8 protein-coding genes and 1 pseudogene are annotated in these 12,398 nt (G+C 65.3%); 4 read left to right on the forward strand and 5 right to left on the reverse strand.

From position 1 onward, the window contains the following. Window positions 1–46 precede the first annotated feature (46 nt). Together DFS21_RS23610 and DFS21_RS23615 are read left to right on the forward strand one after the other, a co-directional pair. Complete coding sequence (locus tag DFS21_RS23610) at window positions 47–814, forward strand: helix-turn-helix domain-containing protein (RefSeq protein WP_110704038.1); 768 nt, start codon at window positions 47–49, stop codon at window positions 812–814. A gap of 79 nt (window positions 815–893) precedes the next feature. After that, entirely contained in the window at window positions 894–1,643 is a 750-nt protein-coding gene (locus DFS21_RS23615; protein WP_110704040.1) for a FadR/GntR family transcriptional regulator, read from the forward strand. A 50-nt stretch (window positions 1,644–1,693) separates the two neighbouring features. On the opposite strand, the gene DFS21_RS23620 is transcribed toward DFS21_RS23615, so the two are convergent. The 5 genes from DFS21_RS23620 to DFS21_RS23640 form a co-directional block, all read right to left on the reverse strand. Then, window positions 1,694–3,274, reverse strand: coding sequence for an aldehyde dehydrogenase (NADP(+)) (locus DFS21_RS23620; RefSeq protein WP_110704042.1), 1,581 nt, complete (start codon window positions 3,272–3,274; stop codon window positions 1,694–1,696). Between the two features lie 121 nt (window positions 3,275–3,395). Next, complete coding sequence (garD, locus tag DFS21_RS23625) at window positions 3,396–4,949, reverse strand: galactarate dehydratase (protein WP_110704044.1); 1,554 nt, start codon at window positions 4,947–4,949, stop codon at window positions 3,396–3,398. A 73-nt stretch (window positions 4,950–5,022) separates the two neighbouring features. Continuing rightward, entirely contained in the window at window positions 5,023–6,372 is a 1,350-nt protein-coding gene (locus tag DFS21_RS23630; protein ID WP_102685231.1) for an MFS transporter, read from the reverse strand. A 102-nt stretch (window positions 6,373–6,474) separates the two neighbouring features. Then, window positions 6,475–7,386 (reverse strand): 5-dehydro-4-deoxyglucarate dehydratase, encoded by a 912-nt coding sequence (gene kdgD, locus DFS21_RS23635; RefSeq protein WP_110704046.1) that lies wholly within the window; start codon window positions 7,384–7,386, stop codon window positions 6,475–6,477. 387 nt (window positions 7,387–7,773) lie between these two features. Beyond that, window positions 7,774–8,583 (reverse strand): gamma-glutamyl-gamma-aminobutyrate hydrolase family protein, encoded by an 810-nt coding sequence (locus tag DFS21_RS23640; protein ID WP_046855389.1) that lies wholly within the window; start codon window positions 8,581–8,583, stop codon window positions 7,774–7,776. Between the two features lie 1,880 nt (window positions 8,584–10,463). Here DFS21_RS23640 and DFS21_RS27415 point away from each other — a divergent pair. Both DFS21_RS27415 and DFS21_RS23650 read left to right on the forward strand, forming a co-directional pair. Then, window positions 10,464–10,563: pseudogene (locus DFS21_RS27415) on the forward strand (transposase); the annotation flags it as partial. 280 nt (window positions 10,564–10,843) lie between these two features. Continuing rightward, the gene (locus DFS21_RS23650; RefSeq protein ID WP_256591576.1) at window positions 10,844–12,394 is read left to right on the forward strand and encodes a ShlB/FhaC/HecB family hemolysin secretion/activation protein; all 1,551 of its coding nucleotides are present in this window, start codon (window positions 10,844–10,846) and stop codon (window positions 12,392–12,394) included. The last annotated feature ends 4 nt before the right edge of the window (window positions 12,395–12,398 follow it).

Genomic DNA, 12,398 nt, shown 5'->3' on the forward strand with positions numbered 1-12,398 from the left:
CGCCAGTTGGCCAATAATCATCGCATTACGGCCAGAGCCTGTTGTCATGCGCAATGTTCCCCTGTCCCAGATCGATGCCACCCCCCGTGCGGTACTGGCCATCGCCACCGATTACCCGCCCGACACCCTGTTGCCCAGGCATGTCCATCGCCGGGCGCAATTTCTGTATGGGATGAGCGGGCTGATGGAGGTGCTTACCGACGATGGCGCCTGGGTCATTCCTCCCGGCAGCGGCGTGTGGATTCCTCCCGGCAAGCCGCACCAGGTGCGCATGCGCGGCGTGAGTACCCGCAGCCTGTACATCGAGCCGGCAGCGGTGCCCCGGCCGGGCGCAGTGTGCGAGGCATTGCGGGTCGAGCCGCTGCTGCACCAGCTGTTGCTGGCCAGCGCGGAGGTGCCGGCCCTGCATGACGAGGCGGGGCGCGACGGCCTGCTGCTGGGGCTGCTGCTGCACGAGCTGGGCCAGGCCGAGCGCCTGCCGCTGTTCGCGCCGATGCCGACGGAGCCACGTTTGGCGGCCCTGTGCCAGGCGTTCCTGGCGCAGCCGTTGATCCATGCCCGCGCCGAGGCCTGGGCGCGTCAACTCAACTGCAGCCCGCGCACCTTCAGCCGGCGTTTTCGCGAGCAGACCGGGCTGTCGTTCGGCCAATGGCGCCAGCAGGCCTGCCTGATGGCGGCGGTGACACGCCTGGCGGCGGGCGAGGCGGTGACGGCCATCGCCCTGGACCTGGGCTACGAGAGCCCCAGCGCATTTTCCAGCCTGTACCGCAAGGTCATGGGCCACACGCCCTCGACGGCGCGGCAGGGCGCATGAAAACCCGCCCGGACGTATGTGATCGTACAACTGCTTGCGCTATCATCGCGCCTGTCTTCCACAACCAGACAGACAGGGCATGACAGAGCAGCAGGTACAGGCACGGACCCGGCGCAAGCCACGCAGTCTGGCCCAGGAACTGGTCACGGTGCTGACCGAGCGCATTCGCAGCGGCCAGCTCAAGCGCGGCGACAAGTTGCCCACCGAATCGCAGATCATGGCCGAGGAAGGGGTCAGCCGCACCGTGGTGCGTGAGGCCATCTCGCGGCTGCAGGCCGCGGGCCAGGTCGAGACCCGCCACGGTATCGGCACCTTTGTGCTGGACGCCCCAAGCACCGGGGGTTTTCGTATCGACCCGGCGACCATCGTCACCCTGCGCGAGGTGCTGGCGGTGCTGGAGTTGCGCATTGCCCTGGAGATCGAGTCGGCGGGCCTCGCGGCCGAGCGTCGCAGCGACGAGCAACTGGCCGGTATGCGCGCCGCGCTGGACGAGCTCAACGAGGGCGCGGCCCATGCCTCGGATGCAGTGTCGGCGGACTTCCAGTTCCACCTGCGCATCGCCCAGGCCAGCGGCAATCACTACTTCGCCGACATCATCAATCACCTGGGCACCAGCATCATCCCGCGTACCCGGCTCAACTCGGCGCGCCTGGCCCATGACGACCAGGCGCATTACATGAGCCGGTTGATGCACGAGCACGAAGCGATCTACGAGGCTATCGCCCGACGCGACAGCGAAGGCGCCAAGATGGCCATGCGCATGCACTTGAGCAACAGCCGCGAACGCCTGCGCCAGGCCCATGAAGAGGCCGAGGCGCAAAGGGACTGATCACCTTGGTAGGGGCTGCGTAGCAGCCCCAAGTGACGCTTTCAGGGCGCTCAAATCGCCTGATCGGACCACTGCCCATTCACCAGGCGCCGCACGCCCAGCGGGTTGCCGTCACGCAACGCCTCCGGCAGCAAAGCCTGCGGGTAGTTCTGGTAGCACACCGGCCGCAGGAAGCGATCGATTGCCAGCGTTCCCACCGAAGTACCACGAGCATCCGAGGTCGCCGGGTAAGGCCCGCCATGGACCATGGCGTCGCACACCTCGACCCCGGTCGGGTAGCCATTGACCAGGATGCGCCCGACTTTCTCTTCGAGCAGAGGCACCAGCCAGGCAAAGGCTTCGAGATCCTCCGGCTCGCCGATCAACGTGGCGGTGAGCTGGCCGCGCAGGCCGAGCAGGGCGGCGCGCAACTGTGCCTCGTCGGCAACCTCCACGGCCACCGTGGCCGGGCCGAACACCTCCTCCTGCAGCAGCGGGTCGGCCTCTGCCAGCAGGCGGGCATCGGCCTTGAACAGCTGGGCGCGAGCCTGATCGCCTTGCTGCGGCTGCCCCGCCAGATGCTGGATGCCGGCGTGGGCCTGCAGATGTTCCAGGCCGCCGACATAACTGCGCAGGCCACCGGCATTGAGCAACGTCTGCCCGGCCTGCTGATCCAGGTGTCGGCCCAACTCGCCCAGCAGTTGGCTGAAGCCTGGGGACTGCAAGCCGATCACCATCCCGGGATTGGTGCAAAACTGGCCGGCGCCCAGGCACACCGAGCCTGCCAGTTCGCGGGCGATGGCCTCGCCGCGCTTGGCCAGGGCGCCGGGCAGGACGATCACCGGGTTGATGCTGGACATCTCGGCGAACACCGGAATCGGTTGCGGCCGCTCGGCGGCCATGCGGCACAGCGCGTCGCCGCCTGTCAGCGAGCCGGTGAAGCCGACGGCCTGGATGGCTGGGTGCTTGACCAGCCATTCGCCGACACCACCGCCGAACACCATGTTGAACACGCCCTTGGGCATGCCGGTGCGGTCGGCGGCGCGCAGGATGGCGCAGGCCACCAGGTCGGCGGTGGCCATATGGCCGCTGTGGGCCTTGAACACCACCGGGCAGCCGGCGGCCAGGGCCGCGGCGGTGTCGCCGCCGGCGGTGGAGAAGGCCAGCGGGAAGTTGCTGGCACCGAACACCGCCACCGGGCCGACCCCGATGCGCATCTGGCGGATGTCCACCCGTGGCAGCGGCTGACGCTCGGGCAGCGCCAGGTCGATGCGCGCACCGAGGTAGTCACCGCGACGCAGCACCTGGGCGAACAGGCGCATCTGGCTGCTGGTGCGGCCGCGCTCGCCCTGGATGCGCGCGGCGGGCAGGGCGGTTTCACGGCAGACGATGGCGACGAAGTGGTCGTCGAGTTCGTCCAGTTCGGCGGCGATGGCTTCGAGGAACTCGGCGCGGCGGGCCGGGGGCAGTTGGCGGAACGCGCTGAAGGCGTCGGCGGCGGCGCGGGCGGCACGGTCGATTTCGCCCTCGGTGGCCTGGACGAAGCTGTAGGGCAGGGCTTCGCCGCTGGTGGCGTCGAGGCTGTGCAGGCGTTGCGGGCCAAGGGCGCTGCGCTGGCCGGCGATGAAGTTGTGGCCGAGGATTTCGGGCATGGAATGCTCCTGTAGATGAATGGCTGGGTTCAGGGCCTGGGCGAGTGCTACGCACTCGTTTCGCCAGCAAGCCGGCTCCCACAGGGGGCGTGTTGTCGGCGAAGGGCCCAGGCACGCTTCGTCAGGTGATGGGGGCCGGATTGAACAGGGTGATGTCGTTGTGCAGCCGGTGCTGTTCGGCCCAGGTCTGCCTGCGGCCGCTGGCCACGTCCAGGTAGTAATGGAACAGCTCCCAGCCCAGCTCCTCGATGCTCACCCGGCCGCTGGCGATGCGCCCGGCGTCGATGTCGATGAGGTCCGGCCAGCGCTGGGCCAGCTCGCTGCGGGTGCACACCTTGACCACCGGCGCCATGGCCAGGCCATAGGGCGTGCCGCGACCAGTGGTGAACACATGCAGGTTCATCCCGGCCGCCAGCTGCAAGGTGCCGCAGACGAAGTCGCTGGCCGGGGTGGCGCAGAAGATCAGGCCCTTGCGCGTTACCCGCTCGCCGGGCCCGAGCACGCCCTGGATCGCGCCGCTGCCGGACTTGACGATCGAGCCCAGGGCTTTTTCGACGATATTGGACAAGCCGCCTTTCTTGTTGCCCGGCGTGGTGTTGGCGCTGCGATCGGCGGCGCCCTGCTGCAGGTAGCGGTCGTACCAGTCCATCTCGCGCACCAATGCTTCGGCGACCTCCGGCGTTTCGGCGCGGGAGGTGAGCATGTAGATGGCGTCGCGCACCTCGGTAACTTCCGAGAACAGCACCGTCGCGCCGGCGCGCACCAGCAGGTCGGCGGCATAGCCCAGCGCCGGGTTGGCGGTGATGCCGGAGAAGGCGTCGCTGCCGCCGCACTGCATGCCGAGGATCAGTTCGCTGGCCGGCACGCTCTCGCGGCGGCGCTGGTCGAGCTTTTTCAGGCGGGTCTCGGCCAGGGCCATGATCTGCTCGATCATCTCGCCGAAGCCCAGCGTCGCATCCTGCAGGCGGTACAGCCACGGCTCGCTGAGGTCCACAGACGGATCGCCGTCGTGCATCACCTGGCCGGCCTGGAGCTTTTCGCAGCCCAGGCTGATGACCAGCGCCTCGCCGCCTAGGTTGGGGTTGCGCGCCAGGTTGCGCACGGTGCGGATCGGGATGTAGGCGTCGCGGGCGTTGATCGCCACGCCGCAGCCGTAGCTGTGGGTGAGGGCGACCACATCGTCGACATTGGGGTAGCGGGGCAGCAGTTCGGCGCGGATACGCTTGACCGCGTGGTCGAGCACGCCGGTCACGCACTGCACGGTGGTGGTGATGCCGAGGATGTTGCGGGTGCCGACGCTGCCGTCGGCGTTGCGGTAGCCCTCGAAGGTGAAGCCGTCGAGTGGCGGCAGGGCGGCAGGCACGGCGTCGCAGCGTGGCAGGCTGGTAAGCTCGGGCGCGGCCGGCATCGCCAGTTGATCTTCCTTGACCCAACTGCCCTGGCGCAGGTCTGCCAGGGCATGGCCGATGACCTGGCCATAGCGGCGCACCGCCTCGCCCTTGCGGATGTCCACGGTGGCGACCTTGTGGCTCTGCGGTATGCCCTCGACCAGGGTCAGGCCATCGGCAAAGCGCGCGCCTTCGCCCAGGCCGCCGTCGTTGACCACCACCACGACGTTGTCGTCGGGGTGCAGGCGTACGTAGCGGGGCGACTCGGAATGTTCGATCAACTGCATGGTCAGGCCCTTCTTGTCTTGTCTCTCAGGCGTGGTGCTGTCGCCGGCGCCGTTGGGCGCTGACGTGTCCTGTTTACTGGCGGGCCAGTTCGGCGTCGGGCGCAGGTTCGCGCTTGGGCGGCTCCTTGAGCTCGATGCGCTTGATCGGGCCGACGATCACCAGGTAGCTGAACACTGCCACCAGGGCGTTGGCGCCCACATACACCAGGGCCCATTTGAACGAACCGGTGGCGCTGATGATGTAGCCGATGACAATCGGCGTGGTGATCGAGGCGATGTTGCCGAAGGTGTTGAACAGCCCGCCCGACAGGCCGGCGATCTGCTTGGGCGAGGTGTCGGCGACCACCGCCCAGCCCAGGGCGCCGATGCCCTTGCCGAAGAACGCCAGGGTCATGAAACCGACCACCATCCACTCGGCCTCGACGTAGTTGCAGAACACCATGGTGGTAGACAGCAGCAGGCCGCAGACGATCGGCAGCTTGCGCGAGAAGGTCAACGAGTTACCGCGGCGAAGCAGCCAGTCCGACAGCACCCCGCCGAGCACCCCGCCGATGAAGCCGCATACCGCCGGCAACGAAGCGATGAAGCCGGCCTTGAGGATGGTCATGCCGCGCTCCTGCACCAGGTACACCGGGAACCAGGTGAGGAAGAAGTAGGTGATGGCGTTGATGCAGTACTGGCCGAGGTAAACGCCCAGCAGCATGCGGCTGGTCAGCAGCTGCTTGATGTAGCCCCATTTCGGGCCGTCGCCGCCGCGCTTCTGGTCCATGTCCACCAGGCCGCCGTTCTGTTCGATGTGCTCGAGCTCACTGCTGCTGATGCGTGGGTGCTGGCGCGGGTTGTAGAGGGTCTTCATCCACACCGCCGAGAACACGATACCCAGTACGCCCATGACCACGAACACATGTTCCCAGCCGAAGGTGAAGACGATCCAGCCCATGATTGGGGCGAACAGCGCGGTGGCGAAGTACTGCGCCGAGTTGAAGATCGCCGAGGCGGTGCCGCGCTCCTGGGTGGGGAACCAGGCCGCGACGATCCGCGCGTTGCCGGGGAACGACGGCGCTTCGGCGAAGCCCACCAGGAAGCGCAGGGTGAACAGCGTGACCACCGCCCAGGCCACCGGCAGCCCGCCGACGAAGCCCTGCAGCAGGGTGAACAGCGACCAGGTGAAGATGCTGAAGGCATAGACGTTCTTCGAGCCGAAGCGGTCGAGCAGCCAGCCGCCGGGGATCTGCCCGGCCACATAGGCCCAGCCGAAGGCGGAGAAGATGTAGCCGAGGGTAACCGCGTCGATGCCCAGGTCTTTCTGCAGGCTGGAGCCGGCGATGGCGATGGTGGCGCGGTCGGCGTAGTTGATGGTGGTCACCAGGAACAGCATCAACAGGATCAGGTAGCGTACATGCGTCTTTTGCGTCGCTTGCATGCTGGTTACTCCCACTCGTTATTTTTATACGGGGATCGGTTGTCGGCCGGAGCGAGTCGAACCTGCTCCGGCGGCGGCATTGGCAGGCCGCGGGGCGCTCGCTTATTGCGGGCCCATCTTGTCCATCAGCGCGGCGAGCATCTCGTACTCCTGCGCGGTGAGGTCGGTCAGCGGCGTGCGCACGGGGCCCGCGTCATGACCGGCGAGCTTCGCCCCGGCCTTGACGATGCTCACGGCGTAACCGGCCTTGCGGTTGCGGATGTCCAGGTACGGCAGGAAGAAGTCGTCGATCAGCTTGGCCACGGTGGCGTGATCGTCGCGGGCGATGGCGTGGTAGAAGTCCATCGCGGTCTTGGGCACGAAGTTGAACACCGCCGACGAGTACACCGGCACGCCGAGCGCCTTGTACGCCGCAGCATACACCTCGGCGGTGGGCAGGCCACCCAGGTAGCTGAAACGATCGCCCAGGCGGCGACGAATCGACACCATCAGCTCGATGTCGCCCAGGCCGTCCTTGTAGCCGATCAGGTTCGGGCAGCGCTCGGCCAGGCGTTCCAGCAGGTCGGCGTTCAGCCGGCAGACGTTGCGGTTGTAGACCACCACGCCGATGTTCACCGCCTTGCACACCGCCTCGACATGGGCGGCGACGCCGTCCTGGCTGGCTTCGGTGAGGTAGTGGGGCAGCAGCAGCAGGCCCTTGGCGCCCAGGCGTTCAGCCTCTTTGGCGTATTCGATGGCCTGGCGGGTCGAGCCGCCGACGCCAGCGAGGATCGGTACCGAGGTGGCGCAGGTGTCGACGGCAGTCTTGATCACCTGGCTGTACTCGCTGGCGGCCAGGGAGAAGAACTCGCCGGTGCCACCGGCGGCGAACAGCGCGCTGGCGCCGTACGGGGCGAGCCATTCCAGGCGTTTGACATAGCCTGCGGGGTTGAAGTCGCCGGCCGCGTCGAAGTCGGTGACGGGGAACGACAGCAGGCCTTGGGAGAGGATGGATTGCAGTTCTTGTGGGGTCATTGTTGTAGGCATCCTGTGGCGCTTGGAAGGAGGAGGTACCAAGGTGAGAGGTAAGTTATCGTACAACTTGTTCGATGGCTAGCCCTGTCCATGGATTTTCTGAGGGGTAGTGATCAGATCTGGCCTCAGCGCTTGGCCAGACCGCGCCTATAGTCATGGCGTGACAGCTCTGCCGGACTGGGGGAGCGGGCTTGCGCTGCAAAACGACACGAGACCTTATGGGTCATCGTATCTCTATGAGGGGGAGAGGAAAAAAGATCGCGGAGACAGGCACAAGCCCGCCGCCCGCTTCCACGGGAGGTGTTCTGGGACCAGCAGAGGGTGACCGTGGGAAACGGGGGCGACCTTGCGCCGCCCCGCGATCAAAGCTAACGAAGCTTCAGAGGGTCAGGCGGCCTGGTTGCGCTTGACCTGGGACTTGCGGACCTGGGCGCGGCAGGCGTCGCCGAAGGCCTGGAACATCTTGATCGAGTCGGGGTTCTTCGCCGCCTGCCACTCCGGGTGCCACTGCACGGCGAACAGGAAGGGCGAGATGCTCGGGGCGTGGATCGCCTCGACCAGGCCATCCTCGGCATGGGCGATCGGCTCGATGCCGGCACCCAGGTTGCGCAGGCCCTGGCCGTGCAGCGAGTTGACGCGAATTTCGTCGCTACCCAGGGTGTCGCGCAGCCAGCTGCCCGGCTTGATCTTGACGCCGTGCACCTGGGCGTACTGGACCTCGACCGGATCTTCCGGGTTTTCCCGGTGGTCGTTGAAGCCTGGCTCGGCGTAGACCTTCTGGTAGATGTCGCCACCGAGGGCCACGTTGATTTCCTGCATGCCGCGGCAGATGCCGAAGATCGGCAGGCCACGCTTGATCGCCGCCTTGACCAGCGGGATATCGAACAGGTCGCGGTCCTTGTCCTGGCCCTTGCCGGGGGTCTGGTTGTCCTGGCCGTAGAGGGCCGGGTCGATGTTGCTGCCGGCACCGGTCAGGTACACGCCGTCGGCCATGTCCAGGTAGGTCTCGAGGTCTTCGACGCCGCAGCAGGTGGGCACCAGGACCGGGACACAACCGGAGAACTCGACCAGCGGGGAAATATATTTGTGGGTCATGACCTGATAGTCATGGCCTTTGCGCTCTTGGCTGCCCATGGTCATCAGGACGACGGGTTTGCGCAGGGAAGGTTGCTTGTTGCCAATGTTGCTGTTGGACATATGTCACCTTGAGACAGGTCATGCCTGTCGTTGTTGTGCAGGCGCACGGCCGGGGCCTTGAGTGCTGCCTGAAGCCCCGAGCACTGCCGGCTCGCCCTGCAGGCGATGTCGGTCGGGGCCTGACTCATAGCTTGCCAGAGCCGTTCGATATGTCAAACGAGTGACGAGCCCCCAAGCCGCCATTTTCCGGGGGCTGTAGGCCGTCGGAGCCTTGAGTGACAAGGGTTTGGCGCAAGCGAGGTCAATAATATTTAACGACGCAGTCGGCTCTTTGCACCAATGCAATGTCATGCAGGCATGACCTCGGAAGTTCGTCCATGATGACGGTCTCCGAAGAAAAAACACCCTGCGAAAGCGTACGCCTCGCAGGGTGCCGGGGTGACCATCTCATTAAGGAGGTCGCCGTAAAGGCGAGAAGGTGAGTATGCGTCGACATGGCGAATGAATGCGCATATAACTTTTAAAACACACGCTGTGTAAGTCAAAGTCAAAGTCAAAGTCAAAGTCAAAGTCAAAGTCAAAGTCAAAGTCAATCGGCATCGGTTTTTATAGTTTTAAGCGCATTCATTTGCGATGTCGACGCACAGTCACCTTTCCGCCCTTACGGCGGCTTACTTTGGTCGTGGCCAAAGTAAGCAAAGCCGTGGCGCTCCATTCATCCGGCCCTCCGCTTCGCTCCGGGTTCCCTCACTCCGGCCTTGCTCCCGGGAGGACCGCGCTGAACGCCCCATCCTGGGGCGCAGCGCTTGACGGGCATCCATGCCCGTCACCTCCCTCCGCAAGACCTGCGTTCGGCCTCCTGAAGTCGCGAAGTTACGGGCGGCGCCTGCACTAACGCAGCTAGTCGCTAGTTGCCATCGTGGGAACTCTAGATCAACATCTCGGGGCAAGCCCGCTCCCACGATAGTTTGACTACGTTATTCAACGGGGGAGCGGGATTGCCCCGCGATGGCGTAATGAAAAACAACATAACATCCACTGAAAAACCAAAAGCTCTGTTCTTGATCTGTTCTTGATCTGTTCTTGATCTGTTCTTGATCTGTTCTTGATCTGTTCTTGATCTGTTCTTGATCTGCTCTTGATCTTGCTTCTAAGCGCGCGGTAGTTCAGGCGCCACCAATTGCGACTTCAGGAGGCCGAGTGGAGTTCTTGCGTAGTGGGGCGACGGCCATGGATGGCCGTCGAGCGCTGCGCCCCAGGATGGGGCGTACAGCGCGGTACCCACGGGAGCAAGAACGGAGCGAGGGAACCCCGGAGCGAAGCGTAGGGGCCGTATGAACGGAGCCGAACGGTTTTGCCTACTTTTGTCAAGACAAAAGTAGGTCGCCGTAAAGGCGAAATGGTGACTAAATGTCGACATCTTCTACGAATGCGCAAACAAAAATCAAAACAATCACTTCCGACCCCGACCCCGACCCCGACCCCGACCCCGACCCCCTCGAAACCACCCCCTCTGATGAACCTTTCATGACAAAACTTCGGTAGCAATCCGCCACCCCCGTCAAAGCCATGGACACCAACAAGGCACCTGGCCATCAGGCCGATGAAGCCTTGAGAACCGGCCTGGGAGCGGGGCAATGGGCACTATGGAACGCTACACGAAAGTGGGAATGCAGGAGCTCGACCAGCGTCTGGCCAAGATCGTCGAGGCCGCCCGCAAGCAGCCCGTCTCGGTCTACCGCTACGGCGCCCCCTGGGTATGGATCGTCTCCCAGGACGACTGGCAGGGCGCCCTGCGCGAGGTGGCCAGTTGCGTGCCGCCCGGCCATTCGCTGGCACTGCTCAAGCCGCGCATAGAGGCATTGCTGGACGCGCACCAGCCCGCGCTGGCGCTGCTGGCCGAGCAGCAGGGCATGATCATCGCCCCGCGCACGCTGATGCATGTGCTGCTGCTGCAGCTGCTGTATTCGGTGCCCAGCGAGAAGCAGCTCTACGAGCAGCTCAACTACAACCTGCTGTTCCGCTGGTTCACCGGCCTGGAGCTGAAATCGCGGGTGTGGAACTTCAGCCTGTTCAGCCATGACCTCGGCGTGCTGCTGGGCAGCGCCATGGCCGTTTCGCTACTGCAGCGCATGGTCGACGAAGTGCTCGGCGCGAGCCTGCAGGCCATGCCCGAGTTCAGCCTCAACCTGGCCCTGTTGCACAGCTGGCTGGCCCGCCACCAAGGCCAGGCCGCACCCAGCGACAACCACTAGCAAACCAACGAATTCCTGGCGCTCAAGGGGGCGGTGTGGAGCATTTTTTCTTCAAGCGATGCGGCATGGGCGCAGGGGCGCTGCTGTGCCTGCTGGCGGTCGACGTGGCCGCGGACGAGGCGCAGCGCCGGGTCGAGATCAACGAATACGTGGTGCGCGGCAACACCGTGCTCGACGCCCAGGCCATCGAAGAGGCGGTCTATCCCTACCTGGGGCCGGACAAGACCCTGGCCGACCTCGAAGGCGCCCGCGAGGCGTTGCAGAAAAGCTATCAGGCCCGGGGCTACCAGTCGGTGTTCGTCGAGCTGCCCGAGCAGAAGGTCGAAGGCGGCGTGGTCTACCTGCAGGTGAGCGAAACCAAGGTCGGCCGCGTGCGGGTGGTGGGCGCCAAGCATTACTCGCCGCTGGAGATCCGTGAACAGGTGCCGGCGTTGGAGGAGGGCAAGGTCCCCGATTTCGCCCAGGTACAGAACGAGCTGGCCACGCTCAATCGTGCCCCGGGGCGGCAGGTCATGCCACTGGTGCGCGAAGGCCAGCGCCCGGGCACCATGGACGTCGACCTGCAGGTCGAGGACAAGCAACCCTGGAACCTGAGCCTGGGCCTGAACAACGACCACAGCGCCGATACCGAGAAGCTGCGCAGTGTCGTCAGCCTGGGCTACAACAACCTCTGGCAGGCCGGCCACAGCGTCTCGCTGACCTGGTTCACCGCGCCCCAGGACCGTGACAACGCCGAGGTCTGGTCCGGGTCCTACGCCGCGCCGCTGAACGAGCACTGGACCGTGCAGTTCTCCGGCTACCACTCCGACAGCAACGTCGCCACGGTGGGCGGCACCAATGTGTTGGGTAAGGGCCATTCCTACGGCGTTTCGGCGATCTATAACCTGCCGGGCGTCGGCGCCTGGGCCAACGCCCTGTCAATCGGCGTGGACTTCAAGGACTTCGACGAACAGGTCGGCCTGGGCGGCAGCAGCGACAAGGTCCCGCTCAAGTACGCCCCGATCACCCTGGGCTATACCGGCTACCGCTTCACCGAACAGGACCAGCTGAGCCTCGGCCTGAGCCTGGTGGCCGGGACGCGCAGCCTGCTGGGCTATGGCAGCGACGATTCCGAGTTCGATTACAAGCGCTACCGCGCCGACTCCAGCTTCGCCGCGCTCAAGGGCGACGGCAGCTACACCTTCGACTTCGCCGGCGCCTGGCAGAGCGCCTCCAAGCTGGCCTTCCAGCTGGCCTCGGGACCGTTGGTGTCGAACGAACAGTTTGCCGCCGGTGGCGCCACCTCGGTGCGCGGCTATCTCGCCGCCGAACGCACCGGGGATGACGGCCTGCTGTTCTCCCAGGAACTGCGCACCCCCTCCATTGGCCGCTACGTCGGCAGCTACATCAGCGACTGGCGCTTCTACCTGTTCGCCGAGGGCGCCCAGTTGCGCCTGCAGGACGCACTGCCCGAGCAGGACGACAGCTACAGCCTGGCCAGCGTCGGCGTCGGCACCCGCGCCACGCTCAACGACTGGTTGTCCGGCAGCCTCGACTGGGCCGTGCCGCTCAAGGACGGCCCCAACACCGACAAGAACGCTTCCCGCGTGCACTTCAGCGTGCAGGCGACTTTTTGAACGA

The organism is Pseudomonas sp. 2848 (genome assembly GCF_003253945.1).
In the GTDB taxonomy this organism is placed as follows: domain Bacteria; phylum Pseudomonadota; class Gammaproteobacteria; order Pseudomonadales; family Pseudomonadaceae; genus Aquipseudomonas.

Excerpts from the sequence above, each read along its gene's own strand:
- DFS21_RS23630 (WP_102685231.1), bottom strand. The coding sequence starts at position 6,372 with ATGCAAGCGACGCAAAAGACGCATGTACGCTACCTGATCCTGTTGATG.
- DFS21_RS23620 (WP_110704042.1), bottom strand. The coding sequence starts at position 3,274 with ATGCCCGAAATCCTCGGCCACAACTTCATCGCCGGCCAGCGCAGCGCC.
- DFS21_RS23640 (WP_046855389.1), bottom strand. The coding sequence starts at position 8,583 with ATGTCCAACAGCAACATTGGCAACAAGCAACCTTCCCTGCGCAAACCC.
- kdgD (WP_110704046.1), bottom strand. The coding sequence starts at position 7,386 with ATGACCCCACAAGAACTGCAATCCATCCTCTCCCAAGGCCTGCTGTCG.
- DFS21_RS23610 (WP_110704038.1), top strand. The coding sequence starts at position 47 with ATGCGCAATGTTCCCCTGTCCCAGATCGATGCCACCCCCCGTGCGGTA.
- DFS21_RS23615 (WP_110704040.1), top strand. The coding sequence starts at position 894 with ATGACAGAGCAGCAGGTACAGGCACGGACCCGGCGCAAGCCACGCAGT.
- DFS21_RS23650 (WP_256591576.1), top strand. The coding sequence starts at position 10,844 with ATGGGCGCAGGGGCGCTGCTGTGCCTGCTGGCGGTCGACGTGGCCGCG.
- garD (WP_110704044.1), bottom strand. The coding sequence starts at position 4,949 with ATGCAGTTGATCGAACATTCCGAGTCGCCCCGCTACGTACGCCTGCAC.